The sequence below is a fragment of the Streptomyces sp. NPDC001902 genome (assembly GCF_042891295.1).
GTDB lineage: Bacteria > Actinomycetota > Actinomycetes > Streptomycetales > Streptomycetaceae > Actinacidiphila.
The window spans coordinates 20659-45305 of record NZ_JBIATA010000015.1; the positions used below are offsets into that span (position 1 = coordinate 20659).

At 75.2% G+C, this 24647-nt stretch carries 21 protein-coding genes and 1 pseudogene; 10 read left to right on the plus strand and 12 right to left on the minus strand.

The genetic code is table 11. From position 1 onward, the window contains the following. Nucleotides 1–98: 98 nt before the first annotated feature. Complete coding sequence (locus ACFYYN_RS23695; RefSeq protein WP_500547430.1) at nt 99–800, minus strand: DUF3558 family protein; 702 nt, start codon at nt 798–800, stop codon at nt 99–101. A gap of 65 nt (nt 801–865) precedes the next feature. Continuing rightward, entirely contained in the window at nt 866–1672 is an 807-nt protein-coding gene (locus tag ACFYYN_RS23700; protein ID WP_500547431.1) for a hypothetical protein, read from the minus strand. A 216-nt stretch (nt 1673–1888) separates the two neighbouring features. On the opposite strand from ACFYYN_RS23700, the gene ACFYYN_RS23705 reads away from it, so the two are divergent. Next, a complete protein-coding gene (locus ACFYYN_RS23705) occupies nt 1889–3082 on the plus strand; it encodes an RtcB family protein (protein ID WP_500547432.1) in 1194 nt (397 codons plus the stop codon). 93 nt (nt 3083–3175) lie between these two features. Here the strand turns inward: ACFYYN_RS23705 and ACFYYN_RS23710 are convergent, their stop codons facing one another. Together ACFYYN_RS23710 and ACFYYN_RS23715 are read right to left on the minus strand one after the other, a co-directional pair. Further along, nucleotides 3176–3931: an SDR family NAD(P)-dependent oxidoreductase gene (locus tag ACFYYN_RS23710; protein ID WP_500329436.1), complete on the minus strand. Its 756-nt coding sequence runs from the start codon at nt 3929–3931 to the stop codon at nt 3176–3178. Between the two features lie 189 nt (nt 3932–4120). Then, nucleotides 4121–5662 (minus strand): FAD-dependent monooxygenase, encoded by a 1542-nt coding sequence (locus tag ACFYYN_RS23715; protein WP_500547433.1) that lies wholly within the window; start codon nt 5660–5662, stop codon nt 4121–4123. Nucleotides 5663–5764: 102 nt separating this feature from the next. Here ACFYYN_RS23715 and ACFYYN_RS23720 point away from each other — a divergent pair, with 102 nt between their 5' ends. Further along, a complete protein-coding gene (locus tag ACFYYN_RS23720) occupies nt 5765–6343 on the plus strand; it encodes a TetR/AcrR family transcriptional regulator (RefSeq protein WP_500329438.1) in 579 nt (192 codons plus the stop codon). Between the two features lie 51 nt (nt 6344–6394). Further along, nucleotides 6395–7378: a 2-hydroxyacid dehydrogenase gene (locus ACFYYN_RS23725; RefSeq protein ID WP_500547434.1), complete on the plus strand. Its 984-nt coding sequence runs from the start codon at nt 6395–6397 to the stop codon at nt 7376–7378. A gap of 11 nt (nt 7379–7389) precedes the next feature. Here the strand turns inward: ACFYYN_RS23725 and ACFYYN_RS23730 are convergent, their stop codons facing one another. Then, nucleotides 7390–8124, minus strand: a complete 735-nt coding sequence (locus ACFYYN_RS23730; protein WP_500547435.1) for a hypothetical protein — start codon at nt 8122–8124, stop codon at nt 7390–7392. Between the two features lie 285 nt (nt 8125–8409). On the opposite strand from ACFYYN_RS23730, the gene ACFYYN_RS23735 reads away from it, so the two are divergent. Both ACFYYN_RS23735 and ACFYYN_RS23740 read left to right on the plus strand, forming a co-directional pair. Next, the gene (locus ACFYYN_RS23735) at nt 8410–9390 is read left to right on the plus strand and encodes a phosphotransferase family protein (RefSeq protein WP_500547436.1); all 981 of its coding nucleotides are present in this window, start codon (nt 8410–8412) and stop codon (nt 9388–9390) included. 321 nt (nt 9391–9711) lie between these two features. Continuing rightward, the gene (locus ACFYYN_RS23740; protein WP_500547437.1) at nt 9712–11169 is read left to right on the plus strand and encodes an FG-GAP-like repeat-containing protein; all 1458 of its coding nucleotides are present in this window, start codon (nt 9712–9714) and stop codon (nt 11167–11169) included. Here the strand turns inward: ACFYYN_RS23740 and ACFYYN_RS23745 are convergent. Beyond that, nucleotides 11166–12479, minus strand: coding sequence for an FAD-binding oxidoreductase (locus tag ACFYYN_RS23745; RefSeq protein WP_500547438.1), 1314 nt, complete (start codon nt 12477–12479; stop codon nt 11166–11168). The genes ACFYYN_RS23740 and ACFYYN_RS23745 overlap by 4 nt on opposite strands. A 62-nt stretch (nt 12480–12541) precedes the next feature. Here ACFYYN_RS23745 and ACFYYN_RS23750 point away from each other — a divergent pair. After that, a pseudogene (locus tag ACFYYN_RS23750) lies at nt 12542–13533 on the plus strand (helix-turn-helix transcriptional regulator). Nucleotides 13534–13586: 53 nt separating this feature from the next. Here ACFYYN_RS23750 and ACFYYN_RS23755 read toward each other — a convergent pair. After that, nucleotides 13587–14117 carry a hypothetical protein gene (locus ACFYYN_RS23755; protein ID WP_500547439.1) on the minus strand — a complete coding sequence of 177 codons (531 nt, stop codon included), beginning with the start codon at nt 14115–14117 and terminating at the stop codon, nt 13587–13589. 103 nt (nt 14118–14220) lie between these two features. On the opposite strand from ACFYYN_RS23755, the gene ACFYYN_RS23760 reads away from it, so the two are divergent. After that, a complete protein-coding gene (locus ACFYYN_RS23760) occupies nt 14221–14952 on the plus strand; it encodes a DUF429 domain-containing protein (RefSeq protein ID WP_500547440.1) in 732 nt (243 codons plus the stop codon). Between the two features lie 233 nt (nt 14953–15185). Here ACFYYN_RS23760 and ACFYYN_RS23765 read toward each other — a convergent pair whose 3' ends face one another. Both ACFYYN_RS23765 and ACFYYN_RS23770 read right to left on the minus strand, forming a co-directional pair. After that, a complete protein-coding gene (locus ACFYYN_RS23765) occupies nt 15186–15614 on the minus strand; it encodes an ATP-binding protein (RefSeq protein WP_500547441.1) in 429 nt (142 codons plus the stop codon). After that, complete coding sequence (locus ACFYYN_RS23770) at nt 15614–16519, minus strand: MEDS domain-containing protein (RefSeq protein WP_500547442.1); 906 nt, start codon at nt 16517–16519, stop codon at nt 15614–15616. The genes ACFYYN_RS23765 and ACFYYN_RS23770 overlap by 1 nt, the downstream gene beginning before the upstream one ends. 861 nt (nt 16520–17380) lie before the next feature. On the opposite strand from ACFYYN_RS23770, the gene ACFYYN_RS23775 reads away from it, so the two are divergent. From ACFYYN_RS23775 to ACFYYN_RS23785, 3 genes are read left to right on the plus strand one after another with little or no spacing between them, the layout of a single operon-like run. Then, nucleotides 17381–21298 (plus strand): Pls/PosA family non-ribosomal peptide synthetase, encoded by a 3918-nt coding sequence (locus ACFYYN_RS23775; protein WP_500547443.1) that lies wholly within the window; start codon nt 17381–17383, stop codon nt 21296–21298. Further along, nucleotides 21295–22659, plus strand: coding sequence for a M1 family metallopeptidase (locus ACFYYN_RS23780; protein WP_500547444.1), 1365 nt, complete (start codon nt 21295–21297; stop codon nt 22657–22659). Before ACFYYN_RS23775 ends, ACFYYN_RS23780 begins: the two co-directional genes overlap by 4 nt. Beyond that, entirely contained in the window at nt 22656–22946 is a 291-nt protein-coding gene (locus ACFYYN_RS23785) for a glutaredoxin domain-containing protein (RefSeq protein ID WP_500547445.1), read from the plus strand. The genes ACFYYN_RS23780 and ACFYYN_RS23785 overlap by 4 nt, the downstream gene beginning before the upstream one ends. On the opposite strand, the gene ACFYYN_RS23790 is transcribed toward ACFYYN_RS23785, so the two are convergent. The 3 genes from ACFYYN_RS23790 to ACFYYN_RS23800 form a co-directional block, all read right to left on the minus strand. After that, nucleotides 22925–23365, minus strand: a complete 441-nt coding sequence (locus tag ACFYYN_RS23790) for a protein-tyrosine phosphatase family protein (RefSeq protein WP_500547446.1) — start codon at nt 23363–23365, stop codon at nt 22925–22927. The two genes, ACFYYN_RS23785 and ACFYYN_RS23790, sit on opposite strands and share 22 nt — an antisense overlap. Next, nucleotides 23355–24119 (minus strand): hypothetical protein, encoded by a 765-nt coding sequence (locus tag ACFYYN_RS23795; RefSeq protein WP_500547447.1) that lies wholly within the window; start codon nt 24117–24119, stop codon nt 23355–23357. The genes ACFYYN_RS23790 and ACFYYN_RS23795 overlap by 11 nt, the downstream gene beginning before the upstream one ends. 79 nt (nt 24120–24198) lie before the next feature. After that, entirely contained in the window at nt 24199–24426 is a 228-nt protein-coding gene (locus tag ACFYYN_RS23800; RefSeq protein WP_499513299.1) for a hypothetical protein, read from the minus strand. Between the last annotated feature and the right edge of the window lie 221 nt (nt 24427–24647).

Here is a 24647-nt window from a genome sequence, read left to right on the forward strand (position 1 = left end):
CCCTCCCAGGCTCGGAAACTGGCCTGCCCAGCCTGCCACACGGGGCAACGGGCAGGTTGCCCAAACGTGGTGAATCGGTACAGCGGATCCCGCAGTTGTTACGCGTTCGCCGCCGCGACCGCGGCGGCCGCCTCCTTGGCCGCCTTGAGCGCTCCGGTCCTCAGACCGGACTCGGCCGGGGTCTTCGCGTCCTCGAGGCCCGCGCCGTTGTAGGTGAGCACCAGCACGGCGTTCCCGGTGCGGGCGACGACCGTGACGTCCCGGTACTCCTCCTTGTCCTTCTTGACCGACGAGGTGACCGCGGTGCCCGCGTCCCACACGCCGTCCACCGTGACCGGCGTGCTCTTGGCGCCCTTCGCCTTGCCGGCCTCGGCGACCTGCTCGGCGTAGCGCTCCTTCGCCTGCTCCTCGGCCGAGCCGAGGCCCGCGACCGCGTCGTAGCGCTGGAGCGAGACGTCCAGCCAGCGGTACTGGTAGCCGTCCAGGCCGTTCCAGGAGCAGCCGCCGCGCTCGTCGCGCTCCGCCGAGTGCGCGGGGGTGCCCCCGGGCTTCTTGGCCTTCGGAACCAGGGACTTGACGGTCTTGGTGCCGATGACCCGGCACGGGTCGGGGAGTTCGGCGTACCTGGCGGCGACGGCGCTGGGCGACGGTGACGCGGACTTCGACGCGGGGGCGGATGCGGCCGCCTTCTGCGCGTCGTCCTTCGACGGGTCCGAGCCGGAGGAGCAGCCGGCGACGAGCATCACCGGCACGGCCGCGCCGACGAGCAGGCGGGCGAGGTGCGGGGCTGATCGGTGCATGGGTCCTTCGCTCATTTCGGTGCGTGTCATGTCATGGCACAAACGGCCAGACTACGCGCTTCGCCTCATTCGTCGAGTTGATCTGCGAGCTCCGCCGCGACCTGGCGGGCCCCCAGCTGCAGCTCCTCGCTGGGCGGTTCGACCGATTTGTCCGTTGACCACTGCGAGAGTTCGACGGTGACCAGGACGTTCGCCATGCGGAAGACGACGGTGACGTCGCGGTGGAGTCCGGGGCCCTGGTCCTTGAGGACGTCGTCGAGGAAGGCCCCGTCGCCGAGGTCGTCCAGGGTGCGCGGGGCGGTCTCGCCGGTGGCCGTCACGGACGGCGAAGGGGAGTCCGGAACCGCCGGGCTCCCGGCCTGCGAGCTGGGCTGACCCGCGGTGGCCGACGCGGACGCGACGGCGTCGGCCGGCGCCGTGGCGGCCGGGATGTGGGCCTCCGCGGCCCGGCTGTCGTAGTCCGCCGTGGCCTGGCTCTCGTCGCTGACGGATGTGTCGTACGACACGACGCGCTCGAGGTCGATCCGGAGGTAGCGGTTGCCGAGGTCGGTGCGGCCGGTCCATTTGCAGCCCACCTTGCGGTCCGTGTCGAACGTCACGGTCGCCTCGCCCGCGTCGTCGTCCGCGTCCGGGACGAACTTCCCGAGGGTGTCCGCGGCGACCGAACCGCACGGCTCGGGCAGCACCCGGTAGCGGCCGGGCGGGGCCGCCGGGGTGGACTGCCTGCCGTCCCCGGTGTCGCCGTTGCGTGCGCCGTCCCCGGAGCCGCCCGACCCGCTGCACCCGGCCAGTGCGGCGACGGCGAGCGCCGTCGTGCACGCCGCGGCCAGCAGGCCCCGGATCCGGTGGACGCGGTCTCCCGTTGGCTGCACTGAGGTGGCCCCTTCCTCCGGCGGTCGGTCCGGCGCCCGCGTAAATCCCTTGGCGGGGGTGGGCGACGGGTAGACACAATGTCTACCGCACGCGCTGCGGCCGTCGCCGGATCATGGGGCTGTATGGCTGACTTCGCCCTTTATTTCGCTTTCCATTAAGACGTGTTGTTTGTGTTGCCTTGATGGATTCCACCGTCCGACCCAGGGGGGAACGAGATGTCGTACACCGAAGTGCCCGGAGTGCAGGTACCGATCCGCATGTGGACGGACCCGGCCGCGGTCGAGGGCGGCGCCATGCAGCAGTTGCGCAACGTCTCCTCGCTGCCGTGGATCAAGGGACTCGCCGTCATGCCCGACGTCCACTACGGCAAGGGCGCCACGGTGGGCTCGGTGATCGCGATGCACGGCGCGGTCTGCCCGGCCGCGGTCGGCGTGGACATCGGCTGCGGCATGAGCGCGGTGCGGACCTCCCTGACGGCGAACGACCTGCCCGGTGACCTCTCGCGGCTCCGCTCCAAGATCGAGCAGGCCATCCCGGTCGGCCGCGGCATGCACGAGGAGGCCGTCGACCCCGCCCGGCTGTACGGCCTGCCCTCGGCCGGCTGGGACCGCTTCTGGGACGGCTTCGACGACCTGGCCGAGCCCGTCAGGTTCCGGTACGAGCGCGCGACGAAGCAGATGGGCACGCTCGGCTCCGGCAACCACTTCATCGAGGTCTGCCTCGACGAGGAGGGCGCGGTCTGGCTGATGCTGCACTCCGGTTCGCGGAACATCGGCAAGGAACTCGCCGAGCACCACATCGGCGAGGCGCAGAAGCTGCCGCACAACCAGGGCCTGGTCGACCGCGACCTGGCCGTCTTCGTCGCGGACACCCCGCAGATGGCGGCCTACCGGCGCGACCTGTTCTGGGCCCAGGACTACGCGAAGCGCAACCGCGCGATCATGATGGCCCTGTTCCAGGAGGTGCTGCGGCGCGAGTTCCGCAAGGCCAGGGTCACCTTCGACGAGGTCATCTCCTGCCACCACAACTACGTGGCGGAGGAGCGCTACGACGGCATGGACCTGCTCGTCACCCGCAAGGGTGCGATCAGGGCGGGCAGCGGCGACCACGGCATCATCCCGGGCTCCATGGGCACGGGTTCGTACATCGTCCGCGGGCTCGGCAACACCGACGCCTTCAACTCCGCCTCGCACGGCGCGGGCCGCAAGATGAGCCGCAACGCGGCGAAGAAGCGGTTCTCCACGCGGGACCTGGAGGAGCAGACCAAGGGCGTCGAGTGCCGCAAGGACTCGGGCGTGGTGGATGAGATCCCGGGCGCGTACAAGCCGATCGAGAAGGTGATCGAGCAGCAGCGGGACCTCGTGGAGGTCGTCGCGAAGCTCAAGCAGGTCGTCTGCGTCAAGGGTTGAGCCCGGGCGGGCGGGTCCGGGGCCGTGCGCGGCCGCCGGACCCGCCGGTCCCACGGCGACGGTGGGCGCAGCGGTGACGCCCCCGCCGGGCGGCTACGGCTCCCGGTGCACCCGGTGCTGGGCGGCCTGGGCGCGGGGGCGGACGACCAGCAGGTCGACGTTGACGTGGGACGGGCGGGTGACCGCCCAGGTGACCGTGTCGGCGATGTCCTCGGAGGTGAGGGGCTCGGCCACCCCCGCGTAGACGGCGGCGGCCTTCTCCTCGTCGCCGTGGAAGCGGGTGAGGGCGAAGCCCTCGCTCTTGACCATGCCGGGGGCGATCTCGATCACGCGGACCGGCTCACCGAGCAGCTCCAGGCGGAGCGTGCCGGCGAGCGCGTGGGTGCCGTGCTTGGCCGCGACGTAGCCGCCGCCGCCCTCGTACGGGGTGAAGGCGGCGGTGGAGGAGAGCACGACCACGGTCCCGTCGCCGGAGGCGATCAGCCCGGGCAGGAACGCCTGGACGGTGTGGAGCACGCCGAGGACGTTGACCTCGTACATCGTGCGCCACTCCTCGGGGTCGGCGGTGGCTACCGGGTCCGCGCCGAGGGCACCGCCGGCGTTGGCGAACAGGACGTCCACCCGGTCCAGCGAGGCGGCGAGCGCGTCGACGGCGCCGCGGTCGGTGACGTCGAGGGCCACGGCGGCGGCCGAGTGGCCCGCGGCGGTGATCTCCTTGGCGAGCGCTTCCAGGCGGTCTGCGCGGCGGGCGGTGAGCACGACGTGGTAGCCGGCTTCGGCCAGCCTGCGGGCGGTGGCGGCACCGATGCCGCTGCTCGCGCCGGTCACGACTGCGGTACGGGGGCTCATGGTCGTGCTGCCTTTCGCCGGTCGGGAGGTCGGGAGGTCGGGAGGTCGGGAGGGGCAAGTGCCCGCCTACGCTTGCAGCATAGGCGCGGTGGTGCCGAGCGCTCTCAGGGCGGTCCGCCGGGTGAACCACGGAAGGAACACCGGCTCCCCGCCGCTGAACTCGGCCGCCCGAACCGTGCCCGGCGGCCGTCAGTTGCGGATGCCCGCGGTCGGCCGGGTCATGTGCCCTGCCTCCCCGGCCCACGCGGTGAGGGCGGCGTCGTGGTCGCCGCCGGCCGCGCCGTCGGCGGCCCAGGCGACGTAGCCGTCGGGGCGTACGAGCAGCGTGGTGCGGCCGCCGTCCGTACGGGTGACGTGGACGGCGCGCGCGTCGGCGGGTCCGGCCGCCGCGCCCTCGGGGGCGACGAGCACGAAGCGGCCGGCGCGCAGGGCCTCGTACAGCCGGCCCTCCCGCAGCGGCAGGTCGGGGGCGCGCCCGCCGGTCAGGGGGTGGGCGCCGCGCGGGGCGGGGTAGGCGATGCCGATGCCGGTGATCGCGCCCAGGGCCCTGCGGCGCAGCGGCGGGAGGTGGCCCACGGCCAGGGAGACCAGGTCGCGGACGGTCCGCTGGAGGGCGTTGTGGGCCATGGCGAGCCGGATGATGCCACCGCTGCTGCGCAGCACCGTCGCGCCCACCGGGTGCCGTTCGGCCTGGTAGGTGTCGAGCAGGGCGTCGGTCGCGTGGCCGCGGACCACGGCGGCGAGCTTCCAGCCGAGGTTGGCGGCGTCCTGCAGGCCGGTGTTCATCCCCTGGCCGCCGGCGGGGGAGTGGACGTGCGCCGCGTCGCCGGCGAGCAGCACGCGACCGACGCGGTAGCCGGGCACCTGGCGTTCGTCGCTGTGGAAGCGGGAGAGCCAGCGGGCCTCGCCCATGCCGTGGTCGGTGCCCAGGGCGCGGCACGTGATGGCGCGGACCTCGTCGAGGCCGACCGGGTCGCCGTCGGGCCGCTCGCCGGTGCGGTCCCAGCACATCACGCGGTACCAGCCGTCGCCGAAGGGCGCGAGGAAGGCGAAGGCGTCGCCCGTGCCGCCCACGGTCAGCAGTTCCGCGGGCGGTTCGGCGAGCCGGACGTCGGCGAGCACGATCGACCGGATGACGGACCGGCCGGGGAAGGGCAGGCCCAGGGCGGTCCGGACGGCGCTGCGGTGGCCGTCGGTGCCGACGGCGTACGCGGCGCGCCGGGTGGTGACGGCGCCGTCCGCGGTGCGGACGTCGAGTGCGACGCCCTCGTCGCCCTGGCGTACCGCGAGGACCTCGGCGCCGTGCTCGAAGCGCACGCCCGCGGCGCGGGCCCGGCGCTCCAGCAGCCGCTCGACCTCGTACTGGGGGGTGATCAGCAGGTACGGGAAGCGGGAGGGCAGCTCCGCCAGGTCCAGCGACAACCGGCGGAAGAGCCGCAGGCCGCGCAGCCGGTGGCCGGTGGCGACCAGCTCGTCGGCGAGGCCGCGGGCGTCGAGGAGCTCGAGGGTGCGGGCGTGGACGCCGAAGGCCCGGCTCAGGTTGCCGTGCCCCGGGCCGCGGCGCTCCAGGACGGTGACGGGAACGCCGGCGGCGGCCAGGTCCCCGGCGAGCAGCAGGCCGGTGGGGCCCGCGCCCACGTCCAGGACCCCGGCCGGGTGCTCCCCGGTGCCGGTGCCGGTGGCGCTGCCGGTGGCGGTGCGGGTGGCGTCGGTGCGGTTCTCGGTGGTCACGGCGGTCTCCTCGGATGCCAACGCTTGTAGGCCAACGCTTGTTGGCAAACGTAGCCCCGCCGCTCTGGCGATGCCAACAGCCGTTGGCCTACAGTTGTGGGCATGACCACGACGTCCCCCGCCCCCCGCCGTTCCGACGCCACCCGCGCGGCGATCCTCGCCGCGGCCCGCGACCGCTTCGCCGCCGACGGCTACGAGCGGGCGACCATCCGCGCCATCGCCAAGGACGCGGCCATCGACCCCTCGATGGTCATGCGCTACTACGGCAACAAGGAGGGGCTCTTCGCCGCCGCCTCCGAGTTCGACCTGCGCATGCCGGACGTGACCGCGGTCGCGACCGAGGACGTCGGGGCCGTCCTGGTCGCGCACTTCCTGGAGCGCTGGGAGGAGGACGAGACGCTGACCGCGCTGCTGCGCGTCGGCGTCACCAACCCGGCCGGCGCCGAGCGGATGCGGTCGATCCTGCAGCGGCAGCTCGCACCGGTCGCCGCCGCGGTGTGCCCGGACCCGGAGCCCGGCCGCGCCACGGAACGCGCCGTGCTCGTGGCCTCGCAGATCCTCGGCATGGCCGTCAGCCGGTACGTGCTCCGCTTCCCGCCGGCCGTGGCGATGCCGCGCGAGGAGGTGGTGGCCTGGCTGGCGCCCACCGTCCAGCGGTACCTGACGGCCGCGGCGCCCTGACCTCCGCGGAGGGGCCCGCGGACATATCCGCGAACGAAGGAGTGACGACGCATGGAGCCGAAGAACGTCCTCGCGGTCGTGGCGCCGCACGTCGGGGGCCGCCGCGTCGGTGCCACCCTGGCCCGGCTCTTCGAGGGCCGGGCCGTCGTGACCGTCGTCGAGTCCGCCGACGAGGACCCGGCCGCCCTGGCCGCGGCCCACGTGATCATGACCGCGCTGGGCCCCGTGGCGGCGGGGCACCTCGCCCGCGCGTCCGCCCTGGAACTGGTCCAGTGCACCGGCCACGGCCACGAGCACGTGGACGTCGCCGCCGCCCGCGCCCGCGGGGTGCCCGTGTGCACCATCGGCTCCAGCGGGGCCGAGACGCAGAGCGTCGCCGAGCAGGCCTTCGCGCTCATGCTCGCGCTCGCCAAGCGGATCGTCCCCGCGCACGAGGCGCTGTCCCGCGGCGAATGGCCGCTGCCCCGCCTGCAGCGGTCACTGACCGAGCTGGACGGCAGGGTCCTCGGCGTGATCGGCCTCGGGGCGATCGGGCAGGCCGTGGCCCGGCGGGCCACCGCCTTCGGGATGACCGTCCGCTACACCTCGCGCCGGCCCGTACCGGCCGCGACCGAGCAGCTGCTCGGGGCCCGCCGCCTCCCGCTGGAGGAGCTGCTGGCGACCGCCGACTACGTGTCCGTCCACGTCCCGCTGACCGACGCGACCCGGCATCTGCTCGACGCGCGACGGCTGGCGCTGCTCAAGCCCACCGCCTTCCTGGTCAACACCGCGCGGGGCGCGGTCGTCGACCAGGACGCGCTCGCCGACGCGCTGGAGGCCGGGCGCCTGGCCGGTGCCGGGCTCGACGTCTTTGACCCCGAACCGCCGCAGGCCGGGATGCGGCTGCTCCACGCGCCCAACGTCGTCCTGTCCCCGCACGCGGGGGGCGCCACCGGGGACACGGTGGCGCGGATCGCGCTCGCCGCCGTCCGCAACGTCGTGGACTTCCTCGACGGCCGCCCGCCACGCGACGTGGTCCCCGCCACGGAGGACTGAACCGGCCCGGCTCAGGCGCTCTGGTCGCCCTCGACGTTGGTGCCCGGGCCGAGCCCGGCGAGCGCGTCCTTGGCCACCGCCAGGGCGCCGTCGCGGACTTCGGACTCGTCCGGCGCCTTCTTGTTCTCGAAGTCGCTGCCGTTGTAGGTGACGGTCACGACCGCGTTCCCCTTGCGGAACACCACGACCGCCTCGCGCGTCTGCTGCTTGTCCTCGGTCGTCAACTCCACGGACACGGAGGCCTCGTCACCGATCCCGGACGCCGTGGTCGCCTTCTTCAGGCGCTTGTAGGAGGCCTTCGCCGCCGCCTCGCCGTCCTGGCCGCCACCTGTCGTGGACACCTCGAAGGTCACGTCGAGCCAGCGGTAGTCGAAGCCCTTGAGGGCGTTCCACGAGCAGCCCGTGCGGTGCGAGGGGTCCGTGAGGGACAGTTGCTTGCCCGTCGTCTTGGCCTCGGGGACCAGCTTCTTGATGGTCGCGGTCTTGATCGCGGTGCACGGCGCGGGCGGCTTGGAGTACGTGGCGGGCGCGTCTTTGGAGCCGTCCGAACCGGAGCCCGATCCGGAACCGGAGTCCGAACCCGCGCCGGAGTCCGAACCGGACGGCGCGGTGGAGCCGGTCCGGGATCCGTTCGCCGACGTGCGGCCGGGGTCCTCGTGGGACGAGGAGGCCATCGTCCAGCCGACGATGGCGAGTATGGCGGTGGGCAGCAGACGAGCCGCCAGGGTGAGGGGCAGGGACGCCACGGCGGTCTTCTCTTCGTCGATCCTGAGGAACCTGGGGCTGAGGAGGTGAGCGTGGGGGACGTGGGGCCTGAGCGTACGACGTGAAGATGAGATTGCCATATGAAAGTGGCCCGGGAACAGACCAGGCGCGTAGGGGTTGCGGTACCGGGCGTGACGGGTGTACCCGCGCGCCCCCGAAAATCCGGGCGCGCCGTGGACGCGCCGACGCCGGAACGGGTGCCGTGACGGACCGGCCCCGCGCACGACAAGTGACAGCGTGGGAGCGCTCTCATAGCATGCGGGGACATGAAGAGCCTGACCAAGCGCGCCCTCACCGCGGGACAACTGGCCGCCCTGCTGCGGGAGTCGGCGGGCCTCGGCTGCAGCGTGGAGGCCGAGCTCACGGACGGCTGGTTCAACGCGGCCTACCGGGTGCGGCTCGACGACGGGCGTCCGGCGGTGGTGAAGATCGCCCCACCGCCGGACGCCCTGGTGCTGCGCTACGAGCGCGGCATCATGGCCAGCGAGGTCATGGCGCACCGCCGGATGGCCGCCCTCGGCGATGTGCCGCTGCCGGAACTGCTGCACGCGGCACCGGACTTCATGGCGCTGTCGGTCCTGCCCGGCACCCCCTGGGACAAGGCGGCGGACCGCCTCCCCGCGGACCGGCAGGCCGCGCTGCGCCGTGAACTGGGCCGGATCGTGGCGCGGCTGCACACGCTCGCCCCGGAGGACGGCCGGTACGGCTACCCGGCCCCCGAGGCCGGGCTGTCGGCGGCGGACTGGCCGACGGCCTTCGGCGCCATGGTGGAGGCGATGCTGGAGGAGGCCGTGCGCTGGAGCACCCCGCTCGGCGTCGCCCCCGACGAGGTCCGCGCGCTCGTCGCGGAGGGCGCGGACGTCCTGGCGGAGGTGACCGAGCCGCGGCTGGTCCACTTCGACCTGTGGCCCGGCAACGTCTTCGTCGCCGACGACGGCTCCGTCGTCACCGGGCTCATCGACCACGAGCGGGCCTTCTGGGGCGACCCGGTGGCCGAACTGGTCTCCCTGGCCTTCGGCGGCGACACCGGCCCCGGCAGCGACCTCGTCGCCGGCTACCACGAGGCGGGCGGCACCCTGGACTTCGGGCCCTCGACGCTGCACCGGCTGGCCCTCTACCGCGTCTACCTCGGCCTCATCCTGGTCGTCGAGTGCGGCCCGCGGGGCTATCCCGCCGACCACGCCGACCGCGTCCGCGACGTCCTCGGCCGCTGGGTCGCGGAGCTCCGGGCCGTACGGCGGGCCTAGGCCGTGTCGTCAAATGCCCGCCTGCTCGGCGACGCCTGGTACGGCACTCCCCCAGCCTTCGGCTGGGGGTGCCCCCACGCTGCGTTGTCGAATCGTCCGAGTAACCCACTACGAGGACGACTCTCCGCCTTGCGATGCACCGCACCTGGGGGCACCTCCCAGCGGAGCTGGGGGAGCCGCCGAGCCCGCCCTCCGGGCGGCCGGCGCTCATTTGACGACACGGCCTAGTACAACCCCGGCGGCCCCTCGTGGGTCTCCTCACCGCGGCACCCGGGTCCCGGGCTCCCGCCCGACCCCGTCCCCCTGCTTGGAGACACGTAAGTGAAGCACCCCCTGCGCGGCGCCGCGGCGCTGGCCACCCTGCTCGCCGCGGGCCTCGCCCCGTTCGCCCTCTCCTCCCCCGCCTCCGCCGCCCCCTCCGGCCTCGCGGGCGACTTCAACGGCGACGGCTACCGGGACGTCGCCATCGCCGCCCCCGCCGCCAAGGTGAGCGGGAAGCTCTGGGCCGGTCAGGTCGCCGTGGTCTACGGGACAGCGAGCGGGCTGAACCCCGCCAAGCACCAGGTGCTCAGCCAGAACACCGCGGGCGTCCCCGGCGCGGCGGAGGCGGACGACGAGTTCGGCGACCAGGTCGCCGCCGCCGACCTCAACCGCGACGGCTACAGCGACCTCGTGGTCGGCGCCCCACGCGAGAAGGTCGGCAGTTACCCGGACGCGGGCACGGTGGTCATCGTCTGGGGCTCCAAGAGCGGCCTGTCCGGCGGCACGACGGTGAAGAACCCGCTGTCGTACGCCGGAAGCTACTTCGGCATGGGCCTCGCGGCCGCCGACTTCACCGGTGACGGCAAGCCGGACCTGGCGGTCTCGACGCAGGGCCGCACGGGCGAAGCCTCCTGGCGGATCCGGCTGATCCGCGGCCCGTTCGCCAAGTCGGGGAGCACCGGCAAGGCGTCCGAGTACGCCCCGGGCATCGACCGGCCCGCCCTCACCGCGGGCCGGGTCGACGGCGACAACAGGGCCGACCTCGTGGCCACCGGCAGCAAGGCCAATCGCGACCAGCTCGGCTCCGCCGTCTACTACCGGGGCACCGCCTCCGGCATCACCAAGGCGGCGACCCTGCGGCCCGCCGGGACGGCGGCGATCGGCGACCTGAACAAGGACGGCTACGGCGACATCGCGCTCGGCAACCCCGAGGACCGGGCCGCCGAGCCCTCGGCCTCCACCGGCGGCAGGATCGACGTCGTCTACGGCACGTCGTCCGGTCCGAGCACCACCCGGCGCGTCGCGCTCACGCAGAACTCCGCGGGGGTCCCGGACTCCTCCGAGACCGGGGACCGCTTCGGCCAGGCCCTCGCGATCGGCGACTACGACAAGGACGGTTACGGGGACCTCGCGGTCGGCGCGCCGGGCGAGTCCTTCGGCGACGCCGTCGACGTCCGTACGTGGGCCGGGGCGGTCACCCTGCTCCGGGGTTCGGCCTCCGGCGTCACCACGGCCCGGTCGGTGTTCCTCACGCAGGACAGCCCCGGTGTGCCCGGCGCGACGGAGATGAACGACGCCTTCGGCCACCGGCTCCTGGCCTCCGACGTGAACCGCGACGGCCGTGCCGACCTCACCGTCGTCGCCGACGGGGAGAACGACCCCGAGGGCGCCGCCTGGTTCCTGCCGGGTGCCGCGTCCACGCTCTACTCGACGACGGCCTCGACCAGCTTCGGCCCGGCCAAGGTGGGGCTCCCGGCGCGCACCTACACGGCGTTCGGATACGGACTGGCGGGCTAGCCTCCCGGCCGCACCCCCCGGTTGAAGCGGAAGAGGTCGCCGGGGTCGAGGGCCGCCTTCAGGCGGGCGAGGCGTTCGGCGTCCGGCGCCGGGTGGCCGGAACCGAACTGGGCGGGGGTGGCCCCCGCCCCGTCCCCGTAGACGAAGGTCAGGCAGCGCCCGGCCGTCCGGTCGGCCACCTCGGCCAGGACGCGGCGCTGCACCGCCCGGACCGGCTCCATCTCCGGCGCTGCCGCCGAGATCACCCGCAGCAGGAACCGCCCGTCGCGGTGGCCGGTCGCGCCCGGTACGGCGGGCGGCCGGGACAGGGCGCCCCCGAGGTGGCGCAGGTCGACGACGGTGCCGGCGGCCGCCGCCAGGACCCGGCGCAGGGCGGCCGCGTCGACGTCGCGCAGCACGGCGTTGTCGGCGGCGTAGGCGTGCGGCCGCGGTGGGTCGCGGTGGATGGCGCCCGACTCGGTGTACGGCACGGGCCGCAGGTCGTCGGTCGTACGCGGCCCGGTCGCGCGCAGCGGCGCCACCAGGCGTTCGCCCTCCGCCGCCGGGCCGTTGAAGGCGATCCGCACCGAGGCGAGGTGCCGTCCCCCGGGCCCGGCCGGGACCAGGGCCACCGAGGACGTCAGTTCCTCGGGCACCTCCCGGGTCCAGCGCAGGTACGCCCCCAGCACCTCCTCCGTCGCCCCGGCCGGGAAGACCAACTGCCCGCCGTACAGCGCCGGCACGGGCAGCAGCCCGATCTCCATCCCCGTGACCACGGCGAGGCCGTGGCCGGCGCCGCGCAGCGCCCACGAGAGTTCCGGCTCGCTCCGGGTGGTGACGTGCCGGGCCCGGCCGTCCGCCGTGACGACGTCGAAGGCCCGTACGTGGTCGCAGGCCCAGCCGTACTGGCGCGCCGTCAGGCCCAGTCCGCCGCCGAGGGTGTAGCCGACCGCGCCCACGTCCGGCGAGGAACCGCTCGGCGGCGCCAGCCCGAAGGGCGCGGCCGCCGCGACGACGTCCGACCAGCGGGCACCCGCCCCGACGTACGCGGTGCCCGCAACCGGATCCACCCGGACCGCGCGCATGCCGCGGGTGCTGATCAGCACACCCCGGTCGGCGGCCACGGACAGGCCGTGCCCGGTGGCCTGGACGGCGACCGGCAGCGCGCGGGCCGCCGCGTGGACCACCGCCGCGCGGACGTCCTCGGCGGTCCGGGCGGCGACGATCAGGTCGGGGCGGTGGAGATAGGCGGTCTGGAAACCGGAGCGCTCGGCGTCGTACCCCGCGTCGTCCGGGGTGATCAGGGTGTCCTCGTGCGTGTTCGTCCACATGGGGACGACGCTAGGAGCGCTTGAGGACACATTCTGTCCCCAGGCTGTGGAAATCTCGGCGCATGACGACGGACCGCCCGACGATGCCCGCCCGGATGCTGCGGCTGCTCTCGCTGCTGCAGAGCCGCCGCACATGGTCCGGCGCCGAGCTCGCCGGCCGTCTCGGCGTGACCGGCCGCACCGTGCGCCGGGACGTCGACCGGCTGCGCGAACTGGGCTACCCCGTGCACGGCACCACGGGCACGGCCGGTGGCTACCGGCTGGCCTCCGGCCGCGACCTGCCGCCCCTGCTGCTGGACGACGACGAGGCGGTGGCGATCGCCGTCGCACTGCGCACGGCCGCCGCGGGCGGTGGTGTGGCGGGCATCGAGGAGACGTCGGTGCGTGCCCTGGCCAAGCTGGAGCAGGTGCTGCCCGCGCGGCTGCGGGCCCGGGTCGCCGCCGTCGGCGCGGCCACCGTCCGCGTCCCGGTCGGGCAGCCGCTCCCGAAGGCGGATCCGGACGCACTGGCCGTCCTCGCCGCCGCGTGCCGCGACCACGAGGTGGTGACCTTCGACTACCGCGGCCGCGCCGCCGCCGCCCCGGAGCGGCGCCGTGCCGAGCCGCACAGCCTCGCCACCGCGTACGGGCGCTGGTACGTCATCGCCTACGACACCGACCGCGCGGGCTGGCGGGTGTTCCGGCTGGACCGGCTCACCGGCCCCGCCCCCGTCCACCGCCGCTTCACCCCGCGCGACCTGCCGGCGGCCCGGGTACCGACCCCGCCGCGTACCTCGCCGCGACGCTGACCGCCGCCCCGTACCGCTTCACGGCCGCGGCCACGGTCGGCGCGCCGGCCGCCGAGGTGCTGGCCCGCCTCCCGGCGCCGCTGCCCGGGCGGGTGACGCCGCTGGACGAGGGCCGCTGCCGCGTGACCTTCGGCGCGGACTCGCCGGACCTGATCACGCACGACCTCGTGGCGCTGGCCGGGCTCCCCGTCGTCCTCGACGAGGACACCCCGGCCGCGCTCCGCGCCCATCTGCGGGACGTCGGGCGCGCGCTCGCGGCGATGTGAGCGGTTGCCAGGCGAGCGGTTGCCGGGCTAGCGGTTGCCGGGGGAGCGGGGAGCTACCCGGCGGCGGTCGTGGGCTGCTCCACGACGTTGCGGCCACCGAGCGGCGCCATCCTGCCCGGGTGCTCGGGCTGCTGGCCCGGCATGAGCCCGGTGCCGGACGCCGGGGCGGAGGTGTGCGCGGACGTGTGGGCGGCCGAGGCGTGCGCGGAGGTGTGGGCCGAGGCGTGCGCGGGGGCCGCGTGGGTGGGAGCCGCGTGGGCGCCCCCGGACTGCTGCGCGGCACCCGGCGCGATCGCCATCGGGGCGGCGGAGGAGGGCACCGCCGCGGTGACCGCACGGCTCGCCTCGGTCTTCGGGTGCTCGTCCTTGTCGGGCGCGTGGCTCACCCCGAAACGGGTCCGCAGATGGTGCCCGGCCGCCTCGTCGAGGCTCACCGGTCGCTGCAGCCGCACCGCCAGCCGGCTCGCCTCACGGCCCAGCGCCGCGAGGTCCTCCCACCGCAGGTGCACGACGAGCGGCAGTTCCGCCTCGCCGTCGGGGAGCGCTTGAAGGCCCTGGAAGGGGACGTTGCTCTGAGCGTTCATCGGCCGGTCCTCACCATTGGCTGCAGTGCGGTACGGCAGGGGATACGCACCCCGGTACCGGAACGTTCAGCCGCGCCCGCCGCGCGGCGGGGATGATGGGACCGTGCGCACCCTCGGGATCGACCTGGCCGCGAGCCCCCGGACGACCGCGGTCGCGGTCGTCACCTGGCCCGGTGACGGCACGGCCGTCGTCTCCCCGCCGCTGCTGGGGTGCGCCGACGACGTGCTGGCCGACCTGCTGTGCGGACTGGAGCCGGGGGAACACGCCGGGGTGGACTGCCCCTTCGGCTGGCCGATCCCGTTCGTCGAGGCCGTCGCCGCGCACGCGGCGGGCACGCCGTGGCCCGGGCGGGGCACCGACGCCTCCGCGTACCGGGCGACCCTGCGCCACCGCCGCACCGACGTCCTGACGCACGAGGAACTCGGCGGCCGGTGGCCGCTGTCCGTCGCCTTCGACCGGCTGGGCGCCACCGCCGCCCGCTGGGCCCACCTCGCCGACGAACTCGCCGCTCGCGACCGCCCGGTGGCCCGTGACGGCTCCGGTCGGATCGCCGAGGTGTACCCGGCGGCGTCCCGCAGACGATGGGGCCTGGGCCCCGAGCGCTCGACGGCCGAACTCCGCGCGGCGGCCCCCTGGCTGCGGTGCGGCCCGGCCGAACGCGCCGCGTACGACGGCAGCGAGCACGCCTTCGACGCGCTGGTCGCCGCCCTCGCCGCACGGGCCGTCCAGCGCGGACTCACCCGCGGTCCCGCCGGCACGGAGGAGATCCACGCGGCCGCCGTCGAGGGCTGGATCCACCTCCCCAGTGAGGGCACGCTCCCGGCCCTGCCGTGAGCGCGGATGCGGGTGCGGGCGGCACGGTGGGCGCGGCGACGTGACCGTGGTGGCCGGGGTGCGTGGGCATCCCGCGCCGGGACCGGGCCCCCTGAAGGCCCCTTGGGTACGCAGTCGACGGCGCCGCCACGAGTCGTACGTGGGCAACGGCTCTGCGCCGCGGGCCGCCGGAGGCGTGCTCGGGCGCCGCGCGGCGCCCCGAGCCGCCTGGCCCCCGCTCGGGCGCCGCCCGCTCAGTGGAGGCGGATCGCGAGGGTGACGACCGCGCCGACCGGGCCCGTGGCGATCGTGAGGTGGTCGGTGACCAGGCGGGCGAGCCACAGGCCGCGCCCGCAGCGGGAGTCGAGGCCGGGCAGCAGCTCGGGGATGACGGCGGCGCTGAAGCCGGGGCCGGCGTCGGTGATCCGGCACTGCACCTCGCCGTCGGTCCGGCGCAGCATCAGGCGGCCGCGGCCGCCGCCATGGGTGATCGCGTTGGAGGCCACCTCGTTCACCGCGAGGACGAACTCGCCGCGGCGTGCCGCAGGAAGTCCCGCCCACATCGCGAACTCCTCGGCCAGTACCCGCAGTCGGGGCAGTTCGCCCTCCGTGAAGTCGCGTTCCAGCCAGCAGCCCCCGGCGGCCGGATCGCCGGCGGAGGGTTCGTGCAGCTCCTCCAGCATCAGCCGCTCACCTCGATCAGTGTCAGCCCCGGCAGGGACGTCGCGCCCAGCGTGCGCAGCAGCGTCAGGTGGAAGGCCGAGCAGCGGACCTCCACCCGTACCCCCCGCTCCCCGGCGGCGGCCACCAGCGTCAGGAGTTCCGTCGCGCAACCGACGCCGAGGAAGTGCAGGTCGCGCAGGGCCAGGACGAGCCGCCCGCCCTCCACGGTCCGCCGCAGCGCGTCCTCGACCACGCCGTGGAACCGATCCCGCGTGCTCAGGTCGGCCTCGCCGAGCAGCCGCAGCAGGCCCTCGGTGCGCGTCGCGTACAGCGCGCCGAGCCGGGTCAGCAGGTTGCGCGGGTGGGCCTGCGCCATCGCGTCGAGCACGTCCCCGGTGAACCACCGGCGGTCGTAGGCGCAGATCTCCGCGTACGGCCGTCCGGTGAAGAGGTGGTCGGCGTGGGTCTCGCGGTGCACCATCGCGTCGATGGGCGCGCCCATGTCGCGCACCCAGTGCATGTCGATGTACGCGCGCAGGCCCGCGTACCCGTCGCGGACCGCGCGGTCCGTCTCCTCGGCGAGCCGGCCCTGCTGCCGTACCGCCGTGAACGCGAGGTCCGGACGGATCAGCTCGCGCATGCTGCTCAGCACGAGCTGCCCGCGCCGGTGCGCCGACTCCACCCGTGCGTCGGCGTCCCCGGGCCGCCCGGCGTCGTCGGCCGGACCCAGGTGGGCGAGCACCTCCCGGTCCGGCACGCCGGGGGCGGCGAAGACCATGACCCGCTCGCCGGCCGCCAGCCCGAGCCGTGCGAACGCGGCCAGGACGTCCCAGCATGTGTCGTCGTCGCCGTCGTAACTGACGAACGCGTGGTCGCCGGGCCGCATCCGCTGCACCGGCACGACCCGCACATCCGCGGCAGGCATCGGTTCTCACCCCCTGGTTTCCGAGCTGCCGAGGGTAGGAGCGCGCACCGCGGGACCGCCAGGCGGGACCGACTCTGCCCGGGATCGCGCGGGGAGCGATCGCGGGCACGCCGGAGCTGCCCGGAAGCGCCCGTCCGTCAACGCGATGTGACGGACGGGCGATCAACGCACCGGCCGCCCGGACGCCGGCCCGGCCGTTCTGCGTGACGTCACCCGGATGCGCCGTGAAGCCGGTGTTCTCGTCCCTGCCGTGGTCCAGTAGGGAGCGGAGGTCCCGCCCCCGCAGCAGGGAGCGGCGGCCCGTGCCAAGCTGGGGTCCGTCGGGTCTGTGGCGTGCGTCACACATGGTGGTCCCGCTTCCCGCCTGCCGGACAGCGCCGGCCGGGGACGCCACGGGCGGCGTACGTGCCCCGGCCCGACCGCCGGGCGAGGGCCGGTGAACGGCATGGGGACCGTCGGATCGGCCGTGGGAAGGAGGTGGCGGCGACGCCCCGCCGGGCCCGGCACGACTGTGAGAGCGGCCACGTGCGCCCCTTTCGGCGGGCTGTGGGGATTAAGCGCCGGTAAACTCCCTGTTCGCCATTTGTGACGCCGGGTGAAGGACCCAGGCCACAGGCCGTCCGGTCCGGACGGCCGCGGTACGGGGACGCCGGGCGTGCGCCAGTCGCGGGGACGGTCCCGCGCGCCGGGACACCGTGGTCCCCGGCCGGCCGGTCGAGGGGCACCGGCGCCGCAGTGGTCCTGAGTTCTTGGAGGGTTTCACATGCGTCTGTCTCTGGCCGTGAGCGACCGGAACAAGGTGCCCGGCGCGTCCGCGGCGGCGCCACCGACCCCCGGCTCGGCCGAGCCGGGGAGCACCGTATGACCCTCGTCGAATCGCCCATCCCGCTCCTCGAGGACCCCGCGCCCGCCGGTGTCGCCGGCACCTCCGGCGTCCTGTGCCCCGCACGGGCGGTCTTCCGGGCCGGCGAGGCAGCCCCCGGGCGCACCCTGCTCGGGGTCCTGGCCGCCACCGCCCGGGCGCACCCCACCGCACCCGCCGTCGACGACGGCACCACGACGCTGAGCTACCGGGCCCTGGCCGCCGCGACCGAGCGCCTGCGCCGCCGCCTGGCGGAGGCCGGCATCGGCGCCGGCGACCGGGTGGGCGTACGGGTGCCCTCGGGCACCGCCGACCTGTACGTGGCGGTCCTCGCCGTGCTCTCCGCGGGCGCCGCCTATGTGCCGGTCGACGCCGAGGACCCCGAGGAACGCGCCCGGCTGGTCTTCTCCGAGGCGGAGGTCTGCGCCGTCATCGGCGAGCACCTCACGGTCACCCCGTGCGCCGAGCCCCGCGGCACCGTCGGCCGCCGTCCCGGGCCGGACGACGACGCGTGGATCATCTTCACCTCCGGTTCCACCGGCAAGCCCAAGGGCGTTGCCGTCACCCACCGTTCGGCCGCCGCGTTCGTGGACGCCGAGGCCCGGCTCTTCCTCGCCGAGGAGCCGCTGGGACCCGGCGACCGGGTGCTGGCCGGGCTCTCGGTGGCCTTCGACGCCTCCTGCGAGGAGATGTGGCTGGCGTGGCGGCACGGCGCCTGCCTGGTGCCCGCGCCGCGCTCCCTCGTCCGCACCGGGCTGGACCTCGGCCCCTGGCTCGTCGAGCAGGGGATCACGGTCGTCTCCACCGTGCCCACCCTGGCCGCGCTGTGGCCCGTCGAGGCGCTGGACGACGTCCGCCTGCTGATCTTCGGGGGCGAGGCCTGCCCGCCGGAACTGGCCGAACGGATGGCCGTCGAGGGGCGTGAGGTGTGGAACACCTACGGCCCCACCGAGGCCACCGTCGTCGCCTGCGCCGCCCAGCTCACCGGCGAGGGCCCGGTCCGCATCGGACTGCCCCTGGACGGCTGGGAGCTGGCCGTCGTGGACGCCCACGGCGAACCGCTGCCCATGGGCGCGACCGGCGAGCTGGTCATCGGCGGGATCGGCCTCGCCCGCTACCTGGACCCCGCCAAGGACACCGAGAAGTACGCGCCGCTGCCCGCCCTCGGCTGGGACCGCGCCTACCGCAGCGGCGACCTGGTCCGCGCGGACGCGGAGGGCCTGGTCTTCGTCGGCCGCGCCGACGAGCAGGTCAAGCTCGGCGGGCGCCGCATCGAACTGGGCGAGATCGACGCCGCGCTGCGGGCACTGCCCGCCGTCGCCGGCGCGGCCGCCGCCGTCCGCACCACCAAGGGCGGCAACCAGATCCTGGTCGGCTACGTCGCGGTGACCGGTGATTTCGACCAGGCCGACGCGCTCGCCCGGCTCCGCGAGGCGCTGCCGGCCGCCCTCGTCCCGCTGCTCGCCGTCGTGGAGACCCTGCCCACCCGGACCTCGGGCAAGGTCGACCGGGACGCGCTGCCCTGGCCGCTGCCCGGGCTCGACGCGCCCGCCGCGGAACTGGGCGGCACCGAGGGCCTGCTCGCCGGCCTGTGGGGCGAGCTCCTCGGCGCGCCGGTGACCGGGCCGGACGCCGACTTCTTCGCGCTCGGCGGCGGCAGCCTGACCGCCGCCCGCCTCGTCTCGCAGCTGCGCACCCGCTACCCCGCGGCCGCGGTCGGCGACGTCTACCAGCACCCCACGCTCGGGGCGCTCGCCGCGCGCCTGGACGAGGCCGACGCCCGCCGGGCCGCCGCGCGCCCCGTACGGCCGGTGCCCCGGCGCGCCGCCGCGGTCCAGCTGGCGCTGATGCTCCCGCTGTTCGTCCTGGCCGGACTGCGCTGGGGCGTCGTGGCGGCCGCGATCGGCAGCGCGCTGCGCCTCCTCGGCCCGTTCCCGTGGGTCCCGGCCGTCTCCTGGTGGTGGGTGCTGGCCGGGTGGGCGCTGTTCATCAGCCCCGCCGGACGGGTCGCCGTCTCCGCGGGCGGCGCCCGGCTGCTGCTGCGCGGGGTGCGCCCGGGCACCTACCCGCGCGGCGGGGCGGTGCACCTGCGTCTGTGGGCCGCCGAACGCCTCGCGCAGGTCAGCGGCGCCGGCAACCTCACCGGTGCCTGGCTGAGCCACTACGCCCGCGCGCTGGGCGCCAAGGTCGGCGACGGCGCCGACCTGCACTCCCCGCCGCCGGTCACCGGCATGCTCAAGCTCGGCAAGGGCAGCGCCGTGGAGCCCGAGGTCGACCTGTCCGGGCACTGGCTCGACCGCGACCTGCTGCACATCGGCAAGATCCGCGTCGGCGCGGGCGCCACGGTCGGCTCCCGCAGCACCCTGCTGCCCGGCGCCCGGATCGGCAAGCGCGCCGAGATCGCCCCTGGTTCCGCGGTCGTGGGCGCCGTCCGGGCCGGACAGCGCTGGGGCGGTGTGCCCGCCGTCCGCACCGGCAAGGCCCCGCACCGCAGCTCCGACTCCCGCCCGCCGCGACGGCTGCGCTGGTCGGCGGCGTACGAGGCGACCGCCTTCGCCCTGGACCTGCTGCCCGCGGCGTCGGCGCTGCCCGCCCTGCTGGTGCTGGCCCGGTTCCTGCGCGGCGCCGGCGCCGCGCCGCTGCCCGCCGCGCTCGCGGCCGTGCCCCTGGCCACGCTCGCCTGGCTGCTGACGTACGCGCTGCTGGTGCTGGCCGGGGTGCGGCTGCTGGGCGTCGGGCTGCGCGAGGGCCACCACCCCGTGCACGGCCGTGTCGCCTGGCAGGCGTGGACGACGGCCCGGCTCATGGACCGGGCCCGCGCGCACCTGTTCCCGCTCTACGCCAGCCTGCTGACGCCGGTGTGGCTGCGGGCGCTCGGCATGAAGGTCGGCCGCCACGTCGAGGCGTCCACCGTGCTGGCGCTGCCGACGATGACCACCGTCGGCGACGGGGCCTTCCTCGCCGACGACACCATGGTGGGCAGTTACGAGCTCGGCGGCGGCCTGATGCGCATCGCGGAGGCCCGGATCGGCAAGAAGGCCTTCCTCGGGAACTCCGGCATGACCGCCCCCGGCCGCTCGGTGCCGAAGAACGGCCTGGTCGGCGTGCTCTCGGCGACGCCCAAGGGGGCCAAGGCGGGCAGTTCCTACCTGGGCATGCCGCCGATGCGGCTGCCGCGCGTCCCCGAGACGGGCGACCGCAGCCGCACCTTCGCGCCGCCCCGGCGGCTCGTGCTGGCCCGCGCGGCCGTCGAGCTGTGCCGGGTCGTCCCCGTGATGTGCGCGGTCGCGCTGGTGGTGCTGGTGCTCGCCGGGTATGCGGCGGTGGCCGACCGGTACGGGGCGCCCGTGGCGCTCGCCGCCGGCGGTGCGCTGCTCGCGGGCGCCGGTGCGGTCGCCTGCGCGCTGGCCGTGGTGATGAAGTGGCTGCTGGTCGGACGGGTGCGGACGGGCGAACGGCCGCTGTGGAGCTCGTTCGTGTGGCGCAACGAACTGGCCGACACCTTCGTCGAGGTGCTGGCCGTGCCGTGGCTCGTCGGCGCGGTCGGCGGCACCCCGCTGATGAACCTGTGGCTGAGGTGCCTGGGGGCGCGGATCGGACGCGGCGTATGGTGCGAGACGTACTGGCTGCCGGAGGCGGACCTGGTCCGGGTCGGGGACGGCGCGACCGTCGGCCGCGGCTGCGTGGTACAGACACACTTGTTCCACGATCGGATCCTGCGGATGGACGAGGTCGTACTCGGGGAGGGCGCGAGCCTCGGCCCGCACGGCATCGTGCTGCCCGGGGCCACGGTCGGGGCCCGGAGCGCGATCGGTCCCGCCTCGCTCGTCATGCGGGGCGAGAGCGTGCCCGAGGGCACCCGCTGGCTCGGCAACCCGATCTCCGCCTGGCACACAGAGGGGGCCCGCACAGGGTGAGCAACGGCAAGCGCGTGCGTGGCGGGGCCGCCGTCCCCGCCACGCCCGGGGCGGAGGTGTCAGCGGACACCTACTTCCCCGAGCACGGCAACGGCGGCTACCGGGTCACCCACTACGACCTGGAACTGGAGTACCGCCCGGCGGCCAACCGCCTCTCGGGCCGGGCCCGGATCTCCGCGCTGGCGGACCGGGCCCTTTCCGCGTTCAGCCTCGACCTCGGAGCCTTCCGTCTGGACCGGGTCCTCGTCGACGGGCGCCCCGCCCGCTACACGCACCGCGCGGGGAAGCTCCGCATCAAGCCCGCGAAGGCGCTGCCCGAGGGCCCGTTCGCGGTCGAGGTCCGCTACGTCGGCAACCCGAGGCCCGTCCGGTCCCGCGACTGGGGGGAGCTGGGCTGGGAGCAGCTGGAGGACGGCGCGCTCGTCGCCAGCCAGCCGATCGGCGCGCCCTCCTGGTTCCCCTGCAACGACCACCTCGGCGACCGGGCGGGTTACCGGATCACGGTGACCGCGCCCTCGCCGTACACGGTCGTCGCCAACGGCAGCCTGGAGTCGTACCGGGTCGGCGCCTCCACGACGACCTGGGTGTACGACCAGCCGCGGCCGATGCCGCCGTACCTGGCGACCGTGCAGATCGGCCAGTACGAGCTCATCGACCACCTCGGCGGTGCCGTACCCCAGCCGGCCGCCGTCCCGCCGCGCCTGACCGCCGACTTCGACCACGACTTCGGGCGCCAGCCGCGGATGATGGAGGTGTTCAGCGAGCTCTTCGGGCCCTACCCCTTCGGCGAGTACGCGGTCGTCGTGACCGACGAGGAGCTGGAGGTCCCGGTCGAGGCGCACGGGCTGTCCGTCTTCGGCAGCAACCACCTGGACGGCCGCCGCGGCTCCGAACGCCTCGTCGCCCACGAGCTCGCCCACCAGTGGTTCGGCAACAGCCTCGCCCTCGCCGACTGGCGGCACATCTGGCTCAACGAGGGCTTCGCCGCGTACGCCGAATGGCTGTGGGCCGAGTCCTGCGGCGAGGCGCCCGCCGCCCGCAACGCGGCCCGCGCCCACGCCAGGCTCGCCGCCCAGCCCCAGGACCTGCGGCTGGCCGACCCCGGTGCCCGGAACATGTTCGACGACCGGGTGTACAAGCGCGGCGCCCTCACCCTGCACGCGCTGCGCACGGTCATGGGCGACCCGGCGTTCTTCCGGCTGCTGCGGGCCTGGACCGCCGCCCACCGCCATGGCACCGTGACCACCGGGCAGTTCACCGCCCTGGCCCAGGAGCACACCGACCGGCCGCTGGAGGCGCTGGTCTTCCACCCGTGGCTGCACGGGACGCGGCTGCCACGCCTGCCGATCGGGGGAGCATGAGCGACGCGCACACGGACCGGGGCGGGATCGTCGTCCACCGGCGGCCGGGCTGCCCGTTCTGCATGAAGCTGCGGGCGCAACTGCTGTTCACGCGGCTGCGCCACACCACGGTCGACATCCGGCGCGATCCGGACGCCGCCGCCTTCGTGCGCTCCGTGGCGGACGGGAACGAGACCGTGCCGACCGTCACCGTGGCGGGGCGGCCCCTGGTCAACCCCTCGCTGCGGCAGCTCAAGGAGGCGGTCAGGGCGTACGCCCCGCACCTTCAGGCGAAGCGCGACACGTAGCGGCGCTGCCAGGGCGTCTCCACCGCGCGCCGGGTGTAGTGCTCCCGGACGTAGGCGACGGCCTCACCGGACGGCACCCCGTCCAGCACCGCCAGGCACGCCAGGGCCGTCCCCGTGCGGCCGATCCCGCCGTGGCAGGCGACCTCCACCCGCTCGTCCGCAGCACGCCGCCACGCCGCGCGCAGCGCCTGGGCGGCGTCCGCACGGTCCGCGGGCAGTCGGAAGTCCGGCCAGCGCACCCAGCGGCTCTCCCAGGCCACCGCCGGGGGTTCGTGGCCCAGCAGGTACAGCCCGAACACGGGGACGGGACCGGCCGGCAGCGGGTGCCGCAGCCCCCGTCCACGCACCAGCCGCCCCGACGGCAGCCGCAGTACCCCTGGGGCGCCCGGCTCCCAGCCGGCGGCGGGCTCAGCGCCCATGGCCGCCGCACGCCGCCGGGTAGAGCACGGCGCCGGCCAGCTCGCCGCCGTCCGCGGCGTCCGCCGCCAGGCCGGACAGGCGCAGGCACGCCTCGGCGGTGGCGTCCACGGGAGGGCACTCGACGCCCACGGCGCCGACCGCGGTCACCGAGCCGTCGTGGTGGAGTTCGCCGCCGGAGGACGGCGCGGGCAGCCCGCCCTGCAGGATGCCGAGGGCGACGATCTCGCCCGACGCGCCCGACGCGCCCGAGGCCTCACGGATGTCGAAGCGCCAATGGGCGTCGCTCGCTTTGAGGAGGTATTTCCCGGACCTCCCGCATTCCGCCAGGGAATCCCGGCGGGCGCGGACGAGTTCGGCTATCGCGCAGCACAACGGGGCGTCATGTCCGGCCGGCGTGCGGAAGCGGCTGAAATCGGCGAGCGGCGCGGACCGCATCGCGGCGTCGAGGAGGACGACCGCCGACTCCCGTGCGTGCGGATGGCCCTGTTCGGCGATGTCCAGTAGGAAGGGGGCCGCGACCACGGCGCCGGGTAGCACCTCGCCGGTGCGTCCGCGCAGCAGGGAACTGCTGGTCAGGGCCGCCACGGCAGAGGCGACCCCATCGAGGTCGCGGGCCGCGGCCAGTGCCCTCAGCCCGGCCGCGGGGTCGGGCCGTTCGGCCCGGGCCCCGTCCCGGGCGTCGGCGGTCCGAGGGCGCGGCCGCGGCGTGGGAATGGCATTCCAATTGACGGCGTCGATCTCGGTGAGCAGCATCCGCACATGATTCCACCCGCTCCGGAATTTCGGGGTTCCGCATGCGGGACAAGCGTTCGAGCGGCTATGCTCCGCCGCCTCAAGCGGTATGACGCAGATACAGTGCGCCGCAACTGTGGCAGAAGGGCTGCGCCGCCGGCGTCCCCCACACGTCCTCCGCCTGCACGGCCGCGGCGGGGGAGAGCTCCCGCCCGCACAGCCCCGTCGCGGCGCCGTCCTCCACCATGTGCCACGCCCTCAGTGGGCTTCCGTCGGCCGGGCCGCCGTCCTCGGTGTCGTACTCGGCGCGCATCTCGTACACGGGCATCGTGGTGCCTCCGGGTCGGTCATGCCCTTCTTGGTGCCGGTAGTCCAGTATGTCCGGGCTCCGCCCGCGCGGCGATCGCAGCCCCGCGCGGGCGGGACGTACCGCAGACGGCGGGCCCGGGGCTCGGCCCGTCGTACGAGCGGCCCGGGCGGGAGGGCGTGCGCGGACCGGTGCGGCGGCGTCCCGGCGGCCACCGGCCGTCGCCGGCGTCACTGTGGGCC

Bases quoted from the DNA above. Each gene is read 5' to 3' on its own strand.
- ACFYYN_RS23710 (WP_500329436.1), bottom strand. From the start codon at position 3,931: ATGAGCCCCCGTACCGCAGTCGTGACCGGCGCGAGCAGCGGCATCGGT.
- ACFYYN_RS23745 (WP_500547438.1), bottom strand. From the start codon at position 12,479: ATGTGGACGAACACGCACGAGGACACCCTGATCACCCCGGACGACGCG.
- ACFYYN_RS23755 (WP_500547439.1), bottom strand. From the start codon at position 14,117: ATGAACGCTCAGAGCAACGTCCCCTTCCAGGGCCTTCAAGCGCTCCCC.
- ACFYYN_RS23735 (WP_500547436.1), top strand. From the start codon at position 8,410: ATGAAGAGCCTGACCAAGCGCGCCCTCACCGCGGGACAACTGGCCGCC.
- ACFYYN_RS23705 (WP_500547432.1), top strand. From the start codon at position 1,889: ATGTCGTACACCGAAGTGCCCGGAGTGCAGGTACCGATCCGCATGTGG.
- ACFYYN_RS23785 (WP_500547445.1), top strand. From the start codon at position 22,656: ATGAGCGACGCGCACACGGACCGGGGCGGGATCGTCGTCCACCGGCGG.
- ACFYYN_RS23695 (WP_500547430.1), bottom strand. From the start codon at position 800: ATGCACCGATCAGCCCCGCACCTCGCCCGCCTGCTCGTCGGCGCGGCC.
- ACFYYN_RS23800 (WP_499513299.1), bottom strand. From the start codon at position 24,426: ATGCCCGTGTACGAGATGCGCGCCGAGTACGACACCGAGGACGGCGGC.
- ACFYYN_RS23720 (WP_500329438.1), top strand. From the start codon at position 5,765: ATGACCACGACGTCCCCCGCCCCCCGCCGTTCCGACGCCACCCGCGCG.
- ACFYYN_RS23790 (WP_500547446.1), bottom strand. From the start codon at position 23,365: ATGGGCGCTGAGCCCGCCGCCGGCTGGGAGCCGGGCGCCCCAGGGGTA.
- ACFYYN_RS23765 (WP_500547441.1), bottom strand. From the start codon at position 15,614: ATGCTGGAGGAGCTGCACGAACCCTCCGCCGGCGATCCGGCCGCCGGG.
- ACFYYN_RS23725 (WP_500547434.1), top strand. From the start codon at position 6,395: ATGGAGCCGAAGAACGTCCTCGCGGTCGTGGCGCCGCACGTCGGGGGC.
- ACFYYN_RS23770 (WP_500547442.1), bottom strand. From the start codon at position 16,519: ATGCCTGCCGCGGATGTGCGGGTCGTGCCGGTGCAGCGGATGCGGCCC.
- ACFYYN_RS23795 (WP_500547447.1), bottom strand. From the start codon at position 24,119: ATGCTGCTCACCGAGATCGACGCCGTCAATTGGAATGCCATTCCCACG.
- ACFYYN_RS23775 (WP_500547443.1), top strand. From the start codon at position 17,381: ATGACCCTCGTCGAATCGCCCATCCCGCTCCTCGAGGACCCCGCGCCC.